Raw genomic sequence first — 18,541 nt, 5'->3', positions numbered from 1 at the left:
CTCGCCGACCGCGATCGCCATGCCGGTGCGCGCATCGACGCCGGCGCGACCGTCGTGCGATGGACCGTCGTGTGAACGAGAAGGAGAACACACCTCCCGTGGCTGCCCAGAAGTCAGACAAGAACACCGGTAACAAGGACTACGGCGCTTCCTCGATCACCGTCCTCGAAGGACTCGAGGCGGTCCGCAAGCGTCCCGGCATGTACATCGGCTCCACCGGTGAACGCGGTCTGCACCACCTCATCTGGGAGGTCGTCGACAACTCGGTCGACGAGGCGATGGCCGGCCACGCGACACGAGTCGACGTGACCCTCCTCGCCGACGGTGGCATCGAGGTCGTCGACGACGGCCGCGGCATCCCCACGGGCATGCACGCGTCCGGCATCCCGACGGTCGAGGTCGTCATGACCCAGTTGCACGCCGGCGGCAAGTTCGACTCCGATGCGTACGCCGTCTCGGGCGGTCTGCACGGCGTCGGCATCTCCGTGGTCAACGCACTGTCGACCAAGGTCGAGGTCGAGATCGACAACGACGGGTACCACTGGTTCCAGACCTACACGAATGCGAAGCCCGGCGAACTGGTCCGGGGCGAGGAGACCAAGCGGACCGGCACCACCGTCCGCTTCTGGGCCGATCCCGACATCTTCGAGACCACCACCTACAACGCGGAGACGGTCGCCCGTCGCCTGCAGGAGATGGCGTTCCTGAACAAGGGACTGACCATCACCCTCACCGACCAGCGCATCACGGACGAAGAGGTGGCCGCCGACGAGGAGTTCGCCACCGAGGAGACGAAGGCGCCGGAGCAGGAGACCATCCGCACCCGCACCTATCACTACCCGGGCGGCCTGGAGGACTACGTGCGGCACATCAACCGCACGAAGCAGTCGATCCACAACTCGGTCGTCGGGTTCACCGCGAAGGGCACCGGCCACGAGCTCGAGGTCGCGATGCAGTGGAACTCCGGGTACTCGGAGTCCGTCCACACGTTCGCCAACACGATCAACACGCACGAGGGCGGTACCCACGAGGAGGGCTTCCGCGCCGCGCTGACCGCGACGGTCAACAAGTATGCGCTCGACAAGAAGCTGCTCAAGGACAAGGACCCGAAGCTCAGCGGCGACGACATCCGCGAGGGTCTCGCCGCGATCATCTCGGTGAAGGTCGGCGAACCGCAGTTCGAGGGTCAGACGAAGACGAAGCTCGGCAACACCGAGGTCAAGTCGTTCGTGCAGAAGGCGTGCAACGAGCACCTCGCGCACTGGTTCGAGTCGAACCCGGCCGACGCGAAGACGATCGTCAACAAGGCGGTCTCCTCGGCGCAGGCGCGTCTCGCCGCCCGCAAGGCTCGTGAGCTGGTGCGACGCAAGAGCGCCACCGACATCGGCGGTCTGCCGGGCAAGCTCGCCGACTGCCGGTCGAACGACCCGGGCAAGTGCGAGATCTACATCGTGGAGGGCGACTCCGCAGGTGGGTCCGCGAAGTCGGGCCGGGACTCGATGTACCAGGCGATCCTGCCGCTGCGCGGCAAGATCATCAACGTCGAGAAGGCCCGCATCGACCGCGTCCTCAAGAACACCGAGGTCCAGTCGATCATCACCGCCTTCGGTACCGGCATCCACGACGAGTTCGACATCTCGAAGCTCCGCTACCACAAGATCGTTCTCATGGCCGACGCCGATGTCGACGGCCAGCACATCTCGACGCTGCTCATGACGCTGCTGTTCCGCTTCATGCGGCCGCTGGTCGAGCACGGTCACGTCTACCTGGCGATGCCGCCGCTCTACAAGCTCAAGTGGCAGCGCACCGATCCGGAGTTCGCGTACTCCGACCGCGAGCGTGACGGACTGCTCGAGGCCGGCCTCGCCGCGGGCAAGAAGATCAACAAGGACGACGGCATCCAGCGCTACAAGGGTCTCGGCGAGATGAACGCCAAGGAACTGTGGGAGACCACGATGGACCCGAGCGTCCGCGTTCTCCGTCAGGTGACCCTGGACGACGCCGCGGCGGCCGACGAACTCTTCAGCGTCCTCATGGGCGAGGACGTGGAGGCTCGTCGCAGCTTCATCACCCGCAATGCGAAGGATGTCCGTTTCCTGGACGTGTGATCGAGCGGACGACGGCCGCATCCATGCTGTGATATGAATCACGCTCGGGTGCGGCCTTCGTCCGGACGGTGGCGCCCATTCAGGGACGAACGTGACAATTGTGACGTGTGGTGCGCGCCACCGCGTCTGTGTCGCGTCACCGCGTGGAAATTGATAACGACACGGTAACCAATTGAGTACATTCGCCCTACAGTCGTGAGCGAACAGGCTTTACACTCCGATATCGCCCAGCAGTCTGTTTTTCGGCGCCCGTGCGAACACTCGATGTGGGGAGGACGGTGCAAGGTCGGCGACCAGCACCGGACCTGGGTGGAAAGTGAGCGTGGGAGAGATGAACACACAATCGCCGCCTGACCGCAGGCTGTGGAACATTGAGGGCTGGGGCCTGCGGTGGAAGATCACCGCGGTGCTCGCGATCCCGCTGACCGTCGCCATGGTGCTCGGCGGCATCCGTGTCCAGAACGAACTCAGCCGCGCGATGGCCTTCAGTTCCGCCGCGGACCAGGTCGTCGACATTCCCGACATCGTCAACCTCGGCACCCGCTTCGGTCTTGCGTCCGCCGGCTACTCGGTGAACACGATGCTGCCCGAGGATCTCGACGCCGTAGACCAGTCCCTCGAGTCCGTCAGGACCGCGGCGGCGAACCCGGAGTTGCCCACCGCGGTCGCCGAACAGCTCAACGGCTCGATCGCGGAGATCGAGGACATCCAGGCGGCGATGCGTGCCGGTACACCCCCCAGCCCCGACCTCCCTGCGCGTACCTCCGCTATCCGCGCCAACCTCGCGCAGGTCGTCAACGACATCGTCGCGCCGATCGAGGACCCCACCGTCGTCGCGGCCCACACCAGCCTCGTCGACGCGTGGTCCGCTCAGCGACGGCTCGCCGACCAGGTCACCGGCGCGATCGCGCTGCTCAAGAACCCGGACGCGCCCCTCACCGATCTGATCACCGCGACCGGCGCCGAGCTCGCGATGATCGACACCCTCGCGAACTCCTTCCCCGATGCCAAGGAGAAGACGGACGAGCTGAAGGCCGGTGTCCGCGAACGACTCGACATGATCGACAAGGCGTACGGCGGGGCTCTGCCCCTCCTCGAACTCCGTGCGTCGCTGGTCGACAGCGTCGACATCTACGGCACGCTCCTCGACGAGGCGTCCGACTCGATCTCCACCACCGTCCAGCAGCGCGCCGAGGAGACCCGGTCCGCCGCACTGCGTGACGCGGCCATCGTTCTCGCGACCCTGCTCGCCGCGCTGGTGCTGGCACTGCTCGTCTCGCGGTCGCTGGTCGGCCCCATTCGCCGCCTGCGCTTCGGTGCACTCCAGGTGGCGCGTCAGGACCTGCCCGACGCCATCGACCGGGTCATGGCCGGCGACTCCGACGCAGCCAAGAACTTCGCACCCCTGCCGGTGGAGACGACCGAGGAGATCGGGCAGCTGGCCCGCGCCGTCGACGACATCCACGGCCAGGCACTCAAGCTCGCAGGCGAACAGGCCGAGCTGCGTATGCAGATCAGCGACATGTTCGAAACCCTCGCCCGCCGCTCCAAGTCGCTCGTCGACTCGCAGCTCGGCCTCATCGAGAGCCTCGAGTTCGAGGAGAAGGACCCGAAGCGTCTCGAGAGCCTCTTCCGTCTCGACCACCTCGCGGCCCGCATGCGCCGCAACGGTGACAACCTGCTCATCCTCTCGGGTACCCAGACCCGTCGTGGACATTCCGCGCCGGTGCAGCTCGGCGACGTCGTCCGCGCCGCGATGTCCGAGGTCGAGGAGTACCAGCGGGTCCAGGTCGGCAGCACGCCGAGCGGTGCCCTGTCCGGCGCCGTCGCCACCGACATCGTCCACCTTCTCGCCGAGCTGCTGGACAACTCGCTGCGCGCCTCCCCGCCGGACACCCGGGTGCGGATCACGTTCGCGCGCGCCGTCGACGGCGGTGTCCTGCTCGAGGTGACGGACCAGGGCATCGGCATCCCCGACGCGGACCTGTCGGTCATCAACGAACGACTCGCGTCCGGTGGCCAGGTCGGCCCGGAAACCGCACGACACATGGGTCTGTTCGTGGCCAGCCGCCTCGCGGCGCGTCACGGTCTCACCGTTCGCCTGCGCTCGTCGATGGTGGACGGCCGGCCGAAGGGCATCTCCGCCAGCATCCACATGCCGACGAATCTGCTGATGTCGACCGTCGAGATGGACATCACCGGACCCCAGGTGCGTCTGGACACCGGCGGTCTTCCGTTGACCGTCGTCCAGTCCGGCGAGATGCCGCAGCTGGTCGCCGAGCCGACGCAGTCCGCGCCGTTGCGGCTGCGACCGGCGACGGCACCGGCCTCGGGTGATCCCACACCGACGGACTCGTCCGCTCCGGCGACCACGGCCTTCTCCCAGCCCGTTCCCGGCGGCGCCCATCCGGTGCCGGCCGATTCGGGCGCTCCCGCGCTCCCGCAGCGGCTTCCCCGCACCTCGGTGGTCCCGGACGCGTCATCCGATGCGACCGCGTCATCCGATGCGCAGGAACCGCAGGTCTCGGTACCGGTGCTCGGGCTGCCGCAGCGCGTTCCCGGCGCCACGGTCACCCCGCCCGGGGCCACGCCGTCGGCCGACCTGCAAGGTTCGGTCAACCGGGATGCGCCGGCACTTCCGCAGCGTGTTCCGGGTACCGGGGGGCCCGCTGCCGAGACAGGCCCCGCGGACCGGCCGACGCCAGCGGAACCCTCGCTGCCACAGCGTGTTCCGGGCGCCGTTGTTCCGCCGCCCGCGCGGGTCGTGTCGGAGGCTCCCGCGGCGCCCACGGCTGCCGCCCCCACTACGGATTCCCCTGCGCGGTCCCACGGCACCACGGTCAGTGGCCTCCCGCAGCGAGTTCCCGGTACGACACACGGACTCCCGCAGCGCACTCCCGGCGCCAGCGGTGTGCCGCGGCGTGCCGTGCCCGACGCTGCCCCGGACCGCCGGCCGCAGCAGGCCCCGGCTCCTGCTCCGGCCCCGGCTCCTGTTCCGAACGGGCAACGTCCCGAGCCGACGCACTCGGGCGATCCGAACGGTTCGTCGGGGACGCGGCACCGCTACAAGAGCAACCCGGTCAAGACCGCGTCGTTCTTCCAGAACCGCCCGCCCGCTCCGCCGACCCAGGACGTGACCGCGACGGGAACACCGATCTTCTCGGGAATGGTGTCGGACTGGCTGACCGACCCGACCGATCCCGGCGGATCGAGCAGCGACTGGAACACCGCAGCAGATGCCGGATGGCGTGCCGCGGAGCGGGCCGCCGGTGCGCCGATCGATCGGCACACCGAGACGGGCCTCCCGCAGCGGACGCCGGGGCGTCGCCTCGTGCCGGGCGGCGTCGAGAAGCCCGAACCGCAGGCGCGCACACGCAACCCGGAAGCGGTTCGCGACAATCTCAGCCGACATCAGATGGGTATTCGCGCGGGCCGTGCAGCGGGCCGCGCCGAACGCAACACCAATGAAGGAGATCGATGAGCAGCGATCATGTGTCCAACGGCCATCCGCTGGACTGGCTCGTCTCGAACTTCGCACGGGACACCCCGGGCGTCTCGCACGCCGTCCTGGTTTCCGCGGACGGCCTGCTCATGGCGGCCAGCGCCCACCTGCCGACCGACCGCGCCGAGCAGCTCGCCGCCGTGACGTCCGGTCTGGCGAGCCTGTCCGCAGGCGTGTCGAACCTGTTCGACGGCGGTGGAGTGCTGCAGTCGGTGGTCGAGATGCAGCACGGCTACCTGCTGCTGATGAGCGTGGGCGACGGCTCGCACCTCGCCGCGCTCACCTCGACGAACTGCGACATCGGTCAGATCGGATACGAGATGGCGATCCTGGTCGACCGGGTCGGTGCCTCGGTTCAGGCCGTGCCGCGCGCGTCGATGGGCTCCTGACGGAGACGCGATGGACGAGTTCTACGACGCCCCCGGAGTGGCCGGACCGAGTTTGGTCCGGCCCTATTCGCTGACCTCGGGACGCACGAAACCCAAGGTCGAACTGGCGATCGAGGCGTTGATTCAATCGTTGCCCGATCCGGAGAACCGAGCTTTCGAACTTGGCGACGTGGATTCGGCGATTGTGGCACTGTGTGCGCAGTCACCCTCCGTTGCCGAGATCGCAGCAAGGGTCGGCGTTCCGATCGGGGTCGCCCGCGTTCTCGTGGGTGACCTCGTCGAGGCCGGACACGTCCGGATCCTGGCAACACTTCAGGACGATTCGAGCGAAAACGAACGTCGTGACCTGATCGAAAGGGTCCTCGGTGGACTTCGCAAGATCTGACACCCGACGCAGCAGTCAGGTGACTTCAACCAAGATCGTCATTGCCGGCGGCTTCGGCGTCGGCAAGACGACGCTCGTCGGAACGGTCTCCGAGATCGTTCCGCTGCGGACGGAAGCGCTGGTCACCAACGCATCCGACGGCATCGACAACATCAGTGCCACCCCGCAGAAGGCGACCACCACGGTGGCGATGGACTTCGGTCGCATCAGCCTCGCCGACGATCTCGTGCTGTACCTGTTCGGGACGCCCGGGCAGAACCGCTTCTGGTTCATGTGGGACGACCTGATCCGCGGCGCTATCGGCGCGATCGTGCTGATCGACACGCGCAGGCTGGACGAGTCGTTCGCCGCCGTCGACTTCTTCGAGGCCCGCAACCTGCCGTTCCTGGTGGCGATCAACGAGTTCGACGACGCGCCGCGCTACCACCCGGAGGACATCCGGCAGGCACTGGCCATCCCGGCCGACGTGCCGATCCTGTCGATCGACGCGCGCGTGCGGGAGTCCGCGAAGGGTGCGCTGGTCGCCGTCACCGAGTACGCGCTGCGGCGCCTCGGTCAGACCGTGGCCTGAACGGAGTTCCGAGGCATGTCCGACGACCAAGTGCACCACCTCTCCATCGGTGTCTGGGTGATCTTCCTCGCCGTCGGCATCGCCGTCATCGGCACGTACGTCGGGGTCGCGTGTGCGCGCCGGGCGTCCTTCGCTCCCACGCGGACCCTGCTGTGGACGCTGCTGTCGGCGACGTCGACGGCGGTCGTGACCTTCTGGCTGCCGAACGTCGTGCTGATGGCCGGGTTTTCCGTGGACGGCAGCACCGTCCGCTTCGACCCGACGCTCATGGTGATCTCGTTCTTCCTGTGCCTCGTCGCGGTGCTGGCGGGTCTGACGATCGTCTCCAGGCGGGTCGGCCGCGCCGATGGTGCCGGTGACGCCCGGATCCTCACGGTCATGGGCGCCGCCGTCGTCACCGGACTCGGCGTGAGCGGCGGGTACTACCTGTCGATGACCGCGATCGAGGTGCAGGGCCGCACCTACATGGATGCCGCGCTGATCGCGGTGGCCGCCGTCGTCGCGGTGATCGCGTCGATCGGCATCCTCTGGATGTGCGTCGCGGACGTCCCGCGGCCGGTGCTGGCGGGCGGCTCGCTCGCGGTCGCGCTTGCGCCCCTGCTGATGCACGCGGCGATGATGTCGGCGCTGCGGGTCCGGCTGGATGCGGGCTCGGCCACACCCCCCGGCGTCGAGCTCTTCACCATCCTGTTCCCCGGGTTCGTGCTGGGTATGTTGGTTCTCACCGTCCCGATCGCCGCACTGCTCATGGCGCCGGACCGCACGACGGCCGAACTGGAGGCGCGGGCGCGCACCTGGTCACAGCGGGAAGTCGAGCATCACTAGGTCACGCTCCGCCGAGGCTGCCGCTTCCAGCTGACCAGCACCTATAGACTTGTGTGGTTGTGCGACGCGGGACGTCGGGAGTGCGGACTTCCGGAGTCGACCGTCGCCCCGGGTCCGCGCGCTCTGCCCGCGGCCGTCGCACCCGGCACACCGATGCTGAGAAGAAGAGGAGCCGATGACTGACACCACGTTGCCGCCGGACGAACCGGGGCACGACCGCGTAGAGCCGGTGGACATTCAGCAGGAGATGCAGTCCAGCTACATCGACTACGCGATGAGCGTGATCGTCGGCCGCGCGCTGCCGGACGTGCGTGACGGCCTCAAGCCCGTGCACCGCCGCGTGCTCTACGCGATGTACGACAACGGCTATCGCCCGGACCGCGGCTACGTGAAGTCCGCGCGACCCGTCGCCGACACCATGGGTAACTACCACCCGCACGGCGACTCCTCGATCTACGACACCCTCGTGCGCATGGCGCAGCCGTGGTCGCTGCGGTACCCGCTGGTCGACGGCCAGGGCAACTTCGGTTCCCGCGGCAACGACGGCGCTGCCGCGATGCGGTACACGGAGTGCCGCCTGACGCCGCTGGCGATGGAGATGCTGCGGGAGATCGACCACGACACGGTCGACTTCGCCCCCAACTACGACGGCAAGACGCAGGAGCCGACGGTTCTGCCGAGCCGCATTCCGGCCCTGCTGATCAACGGTTCCAACGGCATCGCTGTCGGTATGGCCACCAACATCCCGCCGCACAACCTCGGCGAGGTCGCCGAAGCCATCTACTGGGTGCTGGAGAACCACGAGGCCGACGACGAGGCCACCCTCGAAGCCGTCATGGAGCGGGTCAAGGGCCCCGACTTCCCGACGGCCGGCCTGATCGTCGGCGGTCAGGGCATCCAGGATGCCTACCGCACCGGCCGCGGCTCGGTGCGGATGCGTGGCGTCGTGGAGATCGAGGAGAACGCCAAGGGCCAGACGACGATCGTCATCACGGAGCTGCCCTACCAGGTCAACACCGACAACTTCGTCAACGCGATCGCCGAGCAGGTCAAGGACGCGAAGATCGCCGGGATCTCCGACATCCACGACGAGTCGTCCGATCGTGCCGGTCTGCGCATCGTCGTTACCGTCCGCCGCGACGCGGTCGCGAAGGTCGTGCTGAACAACCTGTACAAGCACACCCAGCTGCAGACCACGTTCGGCTGCAACATGCTGTCCATCGTCGACGGTGTGCCGCGCACCCTGCGTATCGACCAGATGATCCGCCTGTACGTGACCCACCAGCTCGAGGTCATCGTCCGACGGACCCGCTACCTGCTCCGCAAGGCCGAGGAACGCGCCCACATCCTGCGCGGCCTGGTCAAGGCGCTCGACGCGCTCGACGAGGTCATCGCCCTGATCCGCGCGTCCCAGACGGTCGACATCGCCCGGGCCGGCCTGATCAACCTGCTCACCGTCGACGAGATCCAGGCCGACGCGATCCTCGCGATGCAGCTGCGTCGCCTCGCGGCCCTCGAGCGTCAGAAGATCATCGACGAGCTCGCCGAGATCGAGCGCGAGATCGCCGACCTCCAGGACATTCTCGCCAAGCCCGAGCGGCAGCGCGCGATCGTCCGCGACGAGCTCAAGGAGATCGTCGACAAGTACGGTGACGACCGCCGTACCCGGATCATCGCCGCCGACGGCGACGTCGCCGACGAGGATCTCATCGCCCGCGAGGACGTCGTTGTCACGATCACGGAGACCGGCTACGCCAAGCGGACGAAGACCGACCTGTACCGCTCGCAGAAGCGCGGCGGCAAGGGCGTCAAGGGTGCCGAACTGAAGCAGGACGACCTGGTCCGGCACTTCTTCGTCACCTCGACGCACGACTGGCTGCTGTTCTTCACGACCAAGGGCCGGGTCTACCGCGCGAAGGCGTACGAGCTGCCCGAAGCGGGCCGTACCGCTCGCGGTCAGCACGTCGCCAACCTGCTCGCGTTCCAGCCGGACGAGCGCATCCAGGGTGTCATCCGCCTGCAGACGTACGAGGACGCGCCCTACCTCGTTCTCGCGACCCGCAACGGCCTGGTCAAGAAGTCGAAGCTGTCGGACTTCGACTCGAACCGTTCCGGTGGCATCGTCGCGATCAACCTGCGCGGCGAGGACGAACTGGTCGGCGCGGTGCTGTGCTCCGCGGAGGACGACCTGCTGCTGGTGTCCGAGCAGGGGCAGTCGATCCGGTTCTCCGCGACGGACGAGGCGCTGCGGCCGATGGGTCGCGCGACGTCCGGCGTCCAGGGCATGCGATTCAACGGCGAGGACGCTCTGCTGTCCCTGAACGTGGTCAAGGAGGGAACGTACCTGCTGGTCGCGACGTCCGGCGGTTACTCGAAGCGGACCGCGATGGAGGACTACCCGGTGCAGGGCCGCGGCGGCAAGGGAGTGCTGACGATCCAGTACGACCCCAAGCGTGGCACCCTGGTCGGAGCGCTCATCGTCGACGACGACGACGAGCTGTACGCCATCACCTCCGGTGGCGGCGTGATCCGTACGGCCGCCAAGCAGGTCCGCAAGGCCGGCCGGCAGACCAAGGGCGTGCGGTTGATGAACCTCGGAGACGGTGACAACCTGCTCGCGATCGCGCGCAACGCCGACGAACCCGAAGAGTCGGATGCCGCCGCGACCGACGCAGCAAAGGAGTCGTAAGTGAGCACTCCCCACCAGCCGGGTAGTGACCGGCCGATCCCGGTGGGTTCCACCGAGCCGAAGCCCGGCGCGCCCAACGGTTCGGGTGGCGCCGCGAACGGGTCCGGTGGCGCGAAGGCAACCGAACCGGTGAAGGGTACCGACGCCGCGAAGAGCCCTGAGGCGAAGCCGGTGTCGGGTGAGCAGGCGAAGCCGGCCGCGAACGGCACCGAGGCGAAGCCGGTGTCGAACGGCGTCGAGGCGAAGCCGACCACTGGTGAGCAGGCGAAGCCAGCCGAGACCAAGCCGGCGCCGAGCGGGTCCGCGACGGCGTCGGAGGGCGCCCGGGACGTGAAGTCGGGGGCACCCGGATCGCACTCCGGTGCTCCCACCGGGCAGGCAGGTGCCGGGCAGTCGCAGGCGGGTCGTTCGGGCGCAGTCAGCCCCGGCCCGGCCCGCACCGGCGCCCAGACGCCGCCGTGGCAGCGTGGCGCGCAGAGCGCAGGCACCCCGGCCGCCGCGCAGCAGTCGGGTGCGCAGCCCTACCCCGGAGCGCCGCGGCCCGCCGCGGCACCGGCTCCGCAACCGAAGCCGGCGACAGCGCCCCAGCCCGCCGCGAAGCAGGCACCCGCCGCGGCCGGCCCGAAGCCGGACGATGCCGCGACGAAGGCGGTTCCGACGGCCTCGGCGCAGGGCTCCGCGGCACCGTCGGCGCGACCGAATCCGGCTCCGGCGGGACCGGTTTCGGCCGAGGCCCCGAAAACGGCGCCGGTGCGGCAGACCGCTCCGCAGACGAACGTGCAGAAGCCTGTCGCGCAGGCAGGTCTGCAGAAACCCGCGCCCCAGACGGTGCGCCCCGCCGCCGATCCTGCGCGCAAGCAGGCCGCTCAGGCGAAGGCTGCCGTCATCGACGGGCCGACGAGGCACATCGATCGCGAGGATCTGGCCAAGGACCTGCCCGACCTCTCCGAGGTTCGGCATCCGACGCCGGTCGCGGTTCCGGCCGAGTCGGCGGCGACCAAGCGGCCCGCGGTGACGGTCGCGGCGACCACCCCGGTGGGCGACCCGCTGCGGGCGTCGGTTCAGATCCGGAAGGTCGACCCGTGGTCCACCCTCAAGGTGGCCCTGATCCTGTCGGTCTCGATGTTCTTCGTGTGGATGTTCGCGGTCGGGTTCCTCTACATCGTGCTCGACGGCATGGGTGTGTGGGACCGGCTGAACAACGCCTTCACCGACATCGTGTCCGAGTCCTCCGAGTCCGGTCTCGTGACCGCGGGGCAGGTGTTCGGGTACTCGGCGCTCATCGGTGGCATCAACATCATCCTGTTCACCGCGCTCGCGACGGTCGGTGCGTTCATCTACAACCTCTGCACCGATCTCGTCGGCGGTGTCGAGGTGACGTTGGCTGATCGTGACTGACCGGCTCGGCGGCGTCTGACCTGGTCTTTTGCTGCCTCACCGGCCCGATTTTGGTGGCTGCGGGTCGGTGAGGTAGTGTCATGCCTCGGTTCGAGAGAGTGTTTCACGAGCCGGACACGGGCCTATAGCTCAGGCGGTTAGAGCGCTTCGCTGATAACGAAGAGGTCGGAGGTTCAAGTCCTCCTAGGCCCACTCCCCGTGTCAACGAAGGATTCGCGGATGAAGATTCTGTTGGTCGCCCTTACCGCGGTTGCAGTGGTCTTCGGAATTGCCAAGTTGCGATCGCAACGCGGCGGCGAGGATGTCTGGCACGAGGTTACCAGCCGCTGACGCGGACGGGGCCTTAGCTCAGTTGGTAGAGCGCTGCCTTTGCAAGGCAGATGTCAGGAGTTCGAATCTCCTAGGCTCCACAAGTTCTCCACACGGATTCACGAAGCCCCACACCAGACGGTGTGGGGCTTTGTCGTGTCGCCTGTGGAATTGTGGACAACTCCTGTGGATCAAGTGCCCACCGGCGGGGAAACGCCAGGTCGGGATCGTGTAAGTTAACCGCGAATTCGGTGACGTCCACCCCTGTGTTAGCCTCCGGGAAAATATGTTACCGAACGTAACATCTAGCTCTCGGGGGTTCTCGACGTGACGATCGACAAGCGGGCGCGCTGCGCCGTCGTGGCAGCGCTGGCCGTGGGTCTGACGGCTGCAGCAGCCCCGCAGGCCAATGCTGCACCCGGCTTCTACGCGACCCCGGCGGAGCTGCCCGCGTCGGCCGGACAACTCGTCCGCACCGAACCGGCGTCGATGCTGCTCCGCGTCCCGACCGCCACCGGCGGACTGCCCGCGGACGCCACCCGGATCATGTACCGCACCGCCGACGCGAACGGTGCGCCGATTGCCGTCACCGGCACCTACTTCGATCCGCAGGCCCCCTGGGGCGGCGCGGGGGAGCGGCCGCTCGTCGGCCTCGCGATCGGAACCCACGGGCAGGGCGACCAGTGCGCGCCGTCCAAGCTGTTCGGGCAGGTACTCAACGTCGACGAGCATCTCGCGCCGATGGTCGAGTACGAGTCCATCGCCGTGAACAACCTGCTGCTCCGCGGAGTCGCGGTCGTCGTCACGGACTACGAGGGACTCGGGACCGACGGCGACCACACCTACGTCAACCGGGTGTCCGAGGGCCAGGCCGTCCTCGACGCCGTGCGGGCGGCGCAGTCGCTGCCGGGGACCTCGATCACCCCGGACGGGCCGGTCGGCTTCTGGGGGTACTCCCAGGGTGGAGGCGCTGCCGCAGCGGCGGCCGAACTCGCGCCCCGATACGCGCCCGAGCTGGACGTCAAGGGCACCTACGCCGGCGCACCGCCCGCGGACCTGTTCAAGACGCTGGAGGAGATCGACGGATCCTCGCTGACCGGCGCGATCGGCTACACCATCAACAGCCTCGTGGAGGCCTACCCGGAACTGCAGGCGTCCCTCGAGACCGAGATCAACGACCGGGGCCGGGACATGCTGACCCGCGTCGCCGGTCAGTGCATCGCCGAGACCGTGGCGGCCTTCGGCTACCAGCGGACCTCGGACTTCACCAACAGCGGTGAGCCGCTGTCCGTGGTCCTGGACCGGATGCCTGTCGCCAAGGACCTGGTCGATCGGCAGCGGATCGGCCGGCTCACGCCGTCTGCGCCCGTGCTCGTGCAGTCGGGTGTCGCGGACGACATCGTGCCGTTCGGTCAGGCCGCCCAGTTGGCCGCGGATTGGTGCTCGGCAGGCGCGAACGTCCAGTTCAGTCCGAACGATCTGCCGGAGGTGGGGGGCAGGCTCGGGGTGAACCACGCCGCGCCGATGCTGCTCGGCCTTCCCGAGGCGACCCAGTACATGCTGGACCGCTTCGACGGGGTGCCGACGTCGGGCAACTGCTGACCCGACTCTTCGACGACGAACGGGCCCGACATCTGTCGGGCCCGTTCCACGTGAAACCGGTCTCGGCGCGTCAGTTCGCCTGGTCCGGAGCGTCGAGGTCGCGGAGGCTCGGCGGACGGTCGGCGACCGGAGCCGGTTCCGGTCGGCGCAGCCGCCATGCCGCGACACCGGCCGCGACCACGGCGACGGCGGCTCCGACCAGCAGGATCGGCCGCAGACGGCGACCGCTGGACGCCGCGGCGACGTCCTCGGTCCGGACGGTGCCGTCCGCAGTGTTCCGCGCGAGGCCGGCCTTCGCGGCGGAGTAGCCCCGGCCGAGGAGGCGGCCACCGCCCTTCGCGATGCTGCCGGTGCCACGCGCAACGCCGAGGGCGGTCGCCTGCGCGAGGCGCAGGGCCGCGGAACGGTCGGTGGCGCTGGGGGATTCGGCTTCGAGTTCTACCGGGTCCGGGGTCGGCGTGTGCGTCGTCGAGCGCGTCATCGGTCCACTGTCGCACATGTTCACGGTGCCCTTCATGTGTGCGGCTGGCCCCGGGGCGGCGTGTGAATGGCACGATGGGGGTGTGAGCACACCGAATCAGACCGCAACCGCAACGCTGCACACCAACCGCGGCGACATCAAGATCGCCCTGTTCGGCAACCACGCGCCGAAAACGGTCGCGAACTTCGTCGGGCTCTCCGACGGATCCGCCGACTACTCCACCCAGAACGCGAAGGGGGAGAACTCCGGTCCGTTCTACGACGGCGCGATCTTCCACCGCGTCATCGACGGCTTCATGATCCAGGGCGGCGACCCGACCGGCACCGGCCGCGGCGGCCCGGGCTACAAGTTCGCCGACGAGTTCCACCCGGAGCTCCAGTTCGACCGCGCCTACCTGCTCGCGATGGCGAACGCGGGGCCGGGCACCAACGGTTCGCAGTTCTTCATCACCACCGGCCCCACGCCGCACCTGAACCGTCGCCACACCATCTTCGGTGAGGTCGTCGACGCGGAGTCGAAGAAGGTCGTCGACGCGATCTCCAGCACCCCGGTGGACCGGTCCGACCGCCCGATCGAGCCGGTCGTGATCAACAGCGTCACCATCTCCTGAGCACCAGCACCTTCTAGGAATCACATGACGAACCCCGGTTGGGGTGGAAACCCCGGTGAGGGCGTTCCGCCCCAGCCGCGGTGCGTGCGACATCCGGACCGCCCCACCGGGCTGTCCTGCACGCGCTGCGGACGCCCCGCCTGTCCCGAGTGCCTCCGACCCGCCTCGGTCGGTCAGCACTGCGTCGACTGCGTCGCCGAGGACAACCGCCGGACCGCATCGGTGCGCACCGTTGCCGGTGCCCCGGTCCGCGCGGGACTGCCGACCCCCGTCGTCACCTATGCGCTGATGGCGATCAACGTCGTCGTCTTCCTCGTGACGGCGCTGCAGGCGCAGTCGATCCTCGACAACGGTCGCGGGGTCGTCACCCCGTACGGTGCGCTCTTCGATTCGGAGCTGTTCGGCCGCTGGGTGCTCTCACCCGTCGAGGTCGCCGACGGCGACTGGATGCGGGTGCTCGGCAGCGGATTCCTGCACTTCGGGCTGATCCACCTGGCCGTCAACATGTTCGCGCTGTACGTCCTCGGGCGGGACACCGAGTTGGTGCTCGGACGATCGCGCTACGTGTGCGTGTATCTGATCTCGTTGCTCGGCGGTTCGGCGTCGGTGATGGCGTTCGAGAACGGTGGTTTCACCGCCGGTGCGTCCGGCGCGATCTTCGGCATCATGGGCGCTCAGGCCATCATCTTGCTCAAACTCCGGCGCAGCCCGGCACCGGTCATCGGTGTGGTCGCGATCAACGTCATCATCAGCGTCACTGTGCCCGGCATCTCGCTGTTCGGGCACATGGGCGGGCTTGTCGCGGGTGCCGCTGCCACCGCGGCGTTGCTGTACGGCCCGCAGTGGCTGGGCGCAGGTCAGGATCGGGCCAAGGCGATTCGGATCGGCTGGATCGGGCTCGCCGTGGTCGCGGTCCTCACCGTGGGGATCATCGCTCTGCGCGCGGCTCAGCTGCGCAGCGAGTACGGACTCTGAGGCACCCCACTTCACCGCACTTCAGGCCACGTCAGCCGACCGCCCGCCCTGGCTGAAGGCGGCGTTCATCTCGTCAGGTCGCGTGAGTGTGGCGTTCAGCCGTAAGCGGGTGCAGCAGTTGGTGCTCGCTGCCGACCGTATTGTTATGGCTGAAGGTGGCGTTCATCTCGTCAGGTCGCGTGAATGTGACGTTCAGCCGTCAGCGGTCGGGGGTGCGGTGCGGGTCCGGCGGGACGAGTCCGCGCGCGTTGAGCGCGTCGAAGACGTTGGTGGGGTCGGTGCCGAGATCCCAGCGCCCGAAGACGAGCAGCCGGTCGTCGTCGGCGCCGGGAGGCCGCACGTCGATCTCCAGCATCGGGACCCGTCGCCCGAGCCTCGGGTAGCGCACGATGCGCACCCGACGCAGCTCGGTGCGGTCGACGTCCAGCCGTCCACCGAGCCGCTGCAGCACGATCCCGCGGTTGCCGTCGCGGATCGCGAGTCGAGGGCGCTGACGCAGACCCAGCGCGGTGACGACCAGCAAACCGAGGGCGGCCAGCCCGATCAGGAAGCGGCCCGCGGGATCAGCGGTCACGGCCAGCGCAGCGACCGCCATCGCCACCCCGCCGATGCCGGTCGCGGTGAGCGCCCCGACCGGCGTCGACCAGCTGGTCGGCAGGTTCTGCACAGATGCTCCCGAAGTTATCCACAGTGCTTATCCACAGTGGGGATTAATGACAGGTGTGTAATTGAAGCCGGGAGATTCCATGAAACCCGAGGTCAGCGCCACCTCATGGTCATGATCAGTCCGGCAACCATGAACCCGAAGCCGATCAGGAAGTTGTAGGCGCCCAGGCTGTTGATGAATTCGATCTGATCGCCCGCGAGGTAGTACACGATCAGCCAGGCGAGGCCGATCAGCATCAGACCGAGCATCACCGACACGTAGATCGGGCTGGACGGACCGGCCTTCACCTTCACCGGGGTGCGGTTCGCAGGGGCGATGTTGTAGTCCGTCTTCTTCCGGACCTTCGACTTCGGCATGACGTCCTCGGATGCGTTGACCAGGGCAGCCGGCCCTGTGGATGAACGGTGTACGCGCGGCGGTCGGCGTCCTCGTGGACGCCGCGCCAGGTACATTCGAGCCTACGGTAGCGGGGAACACGCTAGCTCAGGCCCGATCGGATCCGGTCGGGTCCGCCGAGAACCGGGCCGACGCCCATCACAGTCGATCGTGCCGGGAGGCTTCGCATGACCGAACCCGCCAGACGGTCGCGGTTCTGGCTGGTGTGCGTGCCCATCGTCCTCCTCGTCGCTGGACTGTTGTTCGCCACCGCCCGCGAGGTCTCCTCAGGCGACGAGCTGCGGCGTGGCGACACCACCCGGCTCTCCGACCTGGTCCGGGCTGCGCAGTCCGACCTCGACGGCGTCACCGCCGAACACGACGATCTCGCCGGCCGGGTCGACGCACTGCAGGACAGCGCCGGCTACTCCGACAGCGACGTCGCCGCGGTGCTCGACCAGGTGCGGTCGCTGGAGGGCGCGGCCGGAACATCCGAGGTCACCGGTGCAGGCGTCACCGTCACGATGACGGACGCGTCCCGAGACTCGGACGGCAACTATCCGGCGGGCGCACGACCGGACGACCTGGTCGTGCACCAGCAGGACGTGCAGTCCGTCCTCAACGCGCTGTGGGCAGGCGGGGCGACGGCGGTCGGGATGCAGGACCAGCGCATCGTCAGCACCTCTGCGCCTCGCTGCATCGGCAACACCCTGCTCCTGCACGGCCGCACCTACAGCCCGCCCTACGTGATGACGGCGATCGGCGACCCGGCGCGACTGACGGCGGCACTCGACGCGGAGCCGGGTGTGCGCCTGTTCAAGCAGTACGCGGTCCGGTACGGACTCGGGTACACGCAGGAGTCGTCCGATTCGCTGACGGTGCCCGCGTGGGGCGGCCAGATGCGCACCAAGTTCGCCCGCTGACCGCGGCGCCGCTTATCCTGGCGCAATGCGCATCCTCGTCGTCGACAATTACGACAGCTTCGTCTTCAACCTGGTCCAGTACCTCGGACAGTTGGGCACGGCGGCGACCGTGTGGCGCAACGACGATCCCCGCCTCGACGACCGCTCCGCAGTCGCGGCGGAGTTCGACGGCATCCTGCTGAGCCCCGGCCCGGGCACCCCGCAGCGTGCGGGCGCCAGCATGGACCTGGTCCGCGCGTGTGCCGACGCGGCGACGCCGTTGCTCGGTGTGTGCCTCGGGCACCAGTCGATCGGGGCCGCGTTCGGCGCGACCGTCGACCGTGCCCCGGAGCTGCTGCACGGCAAGACCAGCCAGGTGACGCACGACGGAACCGGTGTGCTCAAGGGCCTGCCGAGCCCGTTCACCGCGACCCGCTACCACTCGCTGACGGTGCTGCCGGAAACCATGCCGGACGTGCTGATCCCGACCGCACACACCGACACCGGCATCGTGATGGCGCTGCGTCACCGCGACCTGCCGATCCACGGAGTCCAGTTCCACCCCGAGTCGGTGCTGACGCAGGGCGGCCACCGGATGCTGGCGAACTGGCTCGAGGTGTGCGGCGAGCGGCCCGCCGAGGCCCTCGTCGAGGCGCTCGAGGCGGAGGTCGCCCGCGCGCTCGGCGACGCCCTCACCGCTTCCTGACACCCCTCACGTCGATCGGCAGTCCCAGCCGCGTCGGCTCAATGTCA

General features: G+C 68.4%; 17 protein-coding genes and 2 tRNA genes. 16 read left to right on the top strand and 3 right to left on the bottom strand.

The genetic code is table 11. The annotated features are described in order from the left end of the window. Positions 1-98 precede the first annotated feature (98 nt). From gyrB to ACFSJG_RS08865, 12 genes are all read left to right on the top strand, one after another. A complete protein-coding gene (gene gyrB, locus ACFSJG_RS08920) occupies positions 99-2,108 on the top strand; it encodes a DNA topoisomerase (ATP-hydrolyzing) subunit B (protein WP_378485260.1) in 2,010 nt (669 codons plus the stop codon). A gap of 331 nt (positions 2,109-2,439) precedes the next feature. Beyond that, positions 2,440-5,589 (top strand): ATP-binding protein, encoded by a 3,150-nt coding sequence (locus ACFSJG_RS08915; RefSeq protein WP_378484843.1) that lies wholly within the window; start codon positions 2,440-2,442, stop codon positions 5,587-5,589. Continuing rightward, positions 5,586-5,999, top strand: coding sequence for a roadblock/LC7 domain-containing protein (locus tag ACFSJG_RS08910; protein WP_378484842.1), 414 nt, complete (start codon positions 5,586-5,588; stop codon positions 5,997-5,999). The genes ACFSJG_RS08915 and ACFSJG_RS08910 overlap by 4 nt, the downstream gene beginning before the upstream one ends. Positions 6,000-6,009: 10 nt before the next feature. Next, positions 6,010-6,384, top strand: coding sequence for a DUF742 domain-containing protein (locus ACFSJG_RS08905; RefSeq protein WP_378484841.1), 375 nt, complete (start codon positions 6,010-6,012; stop codon positions 6,382-6,384). A 19-nt stretch (positions 6,385-6,403) separates the two neighbouring features. Beyond that, entirely contained in the window at positions 6,404-6,955 is a 552-nt protein-coding gene (locus ACFSJG_RS08900) for a GTP-binding protein (RefSeq protein WP_378484840.1), read from the top strand. Between the two features lie 15 nt (positions 6,956-6,970). After that, entirely contained in the window at positions 6,971-7,780 is an 810-nt protein-coding gene (locus ACFSJG_RS08895) for an MHYT domain-containing protein (protein WP_378484839.1), read from the top strand. A gap of 175 nt (positions 7,781-7,955) precedes the next feature. Next, positions 7,956-10,469, top strand: coding sequence for a DNA gyrase subunit A (gyrA, locus tag ACFSJG_RS08890; RefSeq protein WP_378484838.1), 2,514 nt, complete (start codon positions 7,956-7,958; stop codon positions 10,467-10,469). Continuing rightward, on the top strand, positions 10,470-11,867 hold the full coding sequence (locus ACFSJG_RS08885; protein ID WP_378484837.1) for a DUF3566 domain-containing protein: 1,398 nt from the start codon (positions 10,470-10,472) through the stop codon (positions 11,865-11,867). It abuts the gene before it with no gap. Between the two features lie 118 nt (positions 11,868-11,985). Next, positions 11,986-12,059: transfer RNA gene (locus tag ACFSJG_RS08880), tRNA-Ile, on the top strand. Positions 12,060-12,086: 27 nt separating this feature from the next. Then, the gene (locus ACFSJG_RS08875; RefSeq protein WP_378484836.1) at positions 12,087-12,197 is read left to right on the top strand and encodes a DLW-39 family protein; all 111 of its coding nucleotides are present in this window, start codon (positions 12,087-12,089) and stop codon (positions 12,195-12,197) included. 7 nt (positions 12,198-12,204) lie between these two features. Beyond that, a tRNA-Ala gene (locus tag ACFSJG_RS08870) sits at positions 12,205-12,277 on the top strand. A 226-nt stretch (positions 12,278-12,503) separates the two neighbouring features. Beyond that, positions 12,504-13,778, top strand: a complete 1,275-nt coding sequence (locus ACFSJG_RS08865; protein WP_378484835.1) for a lipase family protein — start codon at positions 12,504-12,506, stop codon at positions 13,776-13,778. A gap of 70 nt (positions 13,779-13,848) precedes the next feature. On the opposite strand, the gene ACFSJG_RS08860 is transcribed toward ACFSJG_RS08865, so the two are convergent. Continuing rightward, the gene (locus ACFSJG_RS08860; RefSeq protein WP_378484834.1) at positions 13,849-14,259 is read right to left on the bottom strand and encodes a hypothetical protein; all 411 of its coding nucleotides are present in this window, start codon (positions 14,257-14,259) and stop codon (positions 13,849-13,851) included. An 82-nt stretch (positions 14,260-14,341) separates the two neighbouring features. Between ACFSJG_RS08860 and ACFSJG_RS08855 the strand changes: the two genes are divergently transcribed. Both ACFSJG_RS08855 and ACFSJG_RS08850 read left to right on the top strand, forming a co-directional pair. Continuing rightward, a complete protein-coding gene (locus tag ACFSJG_RS08855) occupies positions 14,342-14,869 on the top strand; it encodes a peptidylprolyl isomerase (RefSeq protein WP_378484833.1) in 528 nt (175 codons plus the stop codon). 24 nt (positions 14,870-14,893) lie between these two features. Then, a complete protein-coding gene (locus ACFSJG_RS08850) occupies positions 14,894-15,844 on the top strand; it encodes a rhomboid family intramembrane serine protease (RefSeq protein ID WP_378484832.1) in 951 nt (316 codons plus the stop codon). A 199-nt stretch (positions 15,845-16,043) separates the two neighbouring features. On the opposite strand, the gene ACFSJG_RS08845 is transcribed toward ACFSJG_RS08850, so the two are convergent. Then, on the bottom strand, positions 16,044-16,511 hold the full coding sequence (locus tag ACFSJG_RS08845) for a PH domain-containing protein (protein ID WP_378484831.1): 468 nt from the start codon (positions 16,509-16,511) through the stop codon (positions 16,044-16,046). Positions 16,512-16,603: 92 nt separating this feature from the next. Next, entirely contained in the window at positions 16,604-16,867 is a 264-nt protein-coding gene (gene crgA / locus ACFSJG_RS08840; RefSeq protein WP_378484830.1) for a cell division protein CrgA, read from the bottom strand. Positions 16,868-17,074: 207 nt separating this feature from the next. Between crgA and ACFSJG_RS08835 the strand changes: the two genes are divergently transcribed. Together ACFSJG_RS08835 and ACFSJG_RS08830 are read left to right on the top strand one after the other, a co-directional pair. After that, positions 17,075-17,809 (top strand): DUF881 domain-containing protein, encoded by a 735-nt coding sequence (locus tag ACFSJG_RS08835; RefSeq protein WP_378484829.1) that lies wholly within the window; start codon positions 17,075-17,077, stop codon positions 17,807-17,809. Positions 17,810-17,834: 25 nt separating this feature from the next. Further along, positions 17,835-18,494 (top strand): aminodeoxychorismate/anthranilate synthase component II, encoded by a 660-nt coding sequence (locus tag ACFSJG_RS08830; RefSeq protein WP_378484828.1) that lies wholly within the window; start codon positions 17,835-17,837, stop codon positions 18,492-18,494. The last annotated feature ends 47 nt before the right edge of the window (positions 18,495-18,541 follow it).

It is taken from the genome of Rhodococcus gannanensis, from assembly GCF_042681175.1.
Taxonomy (GTDB): domain Bacteria; phylum Actinomycetota; class Actinomycetes; order Mycobacteriales; family Mycobacteriaceae; genus Rhodococcus_G; species Rhodococcus_G gannanensis.
The sequence above is the reverse complement of the archived record's forward strand: the minus strand, read 5'-3'. Positions and strand labels throughout refer to the sequence as shown.

Coding starts and splice junctions, on each gene's coding strand:
- ACFSJG_RS08915 (WP_378484843.1), top strand. CDS start 2,440: ATGAACACACAATCGCCGCCTGACCGCAGGCTGTGGAACATTGAGGGC.
- ACFSJG_RS08910 (WP_378484842.1), top strand. CDS start 5,586: ATGAGCAGCGATCATGTGTCCAACGGCCATCCGCTGGACTGGCTCGTC.
- ACFSJG_RS08905 (WP_378484841.1), top strand. CDS start 6,010: ATGGACGAGTTCTACGACGCCCCCGGAGTGGCCGGACCGAGTTTGGTC.
- ACFSJG_RS08895 (WP_378484839.1), top strand. CDS start 6,971: ATGTCCGACGACCAAGTGCACCACCTCTCCATCGGTGTCTGGGTGATC.
- gyrA (WP_378484838.1), top strand. CDS start 7,956: ATGACTGACACCACGTTGCCGCCGGACGAACCGGGGCACGACCGCGTA.
- ACFSJG_RS08875 (WP_378484836.1), top strand. CDS start 12,087: ATGAAGATTCTGTTGGTCGCCCTTACCGCGGTTGCAGTGGTCTTCGGA.
- ACFSJG_RS08860 (WP_378484834.1), bottom strand. CDS start 14,259: ATGACGCGCTCGACGACGCACACGCCGACCCCGGACCCGGTAGAACTC.
- ACFSJG_RS08850 (WP_378484832.1), top strand. CDS start 14,894: ATGACGAACCCCGGTTGGGGTGGAAACCCCGGTGAGGGCGTTCCGCCC.
- crgA (WP_378484830.1), bottom strand. CDS start 16,867: ATGCCGAAGTCGAAGGTCCGGAAGAAGACGGACTACAACATCGCCCCT.
- ACFSJG_RS08835 (WP_378484829.1), top strand. CDS start 17,075: ATGACCGAACCCGCCAGACGGTCGCGGTTCTGGCTGGTGTGCGTGCCC.
- ACFSJG_RS08830 (WP_378484828.1), top strand. CDS start 17,835: ATGCGCATCCTCGTCGTCGACAATTACGACAGCTTCGTCTTCAACCTG.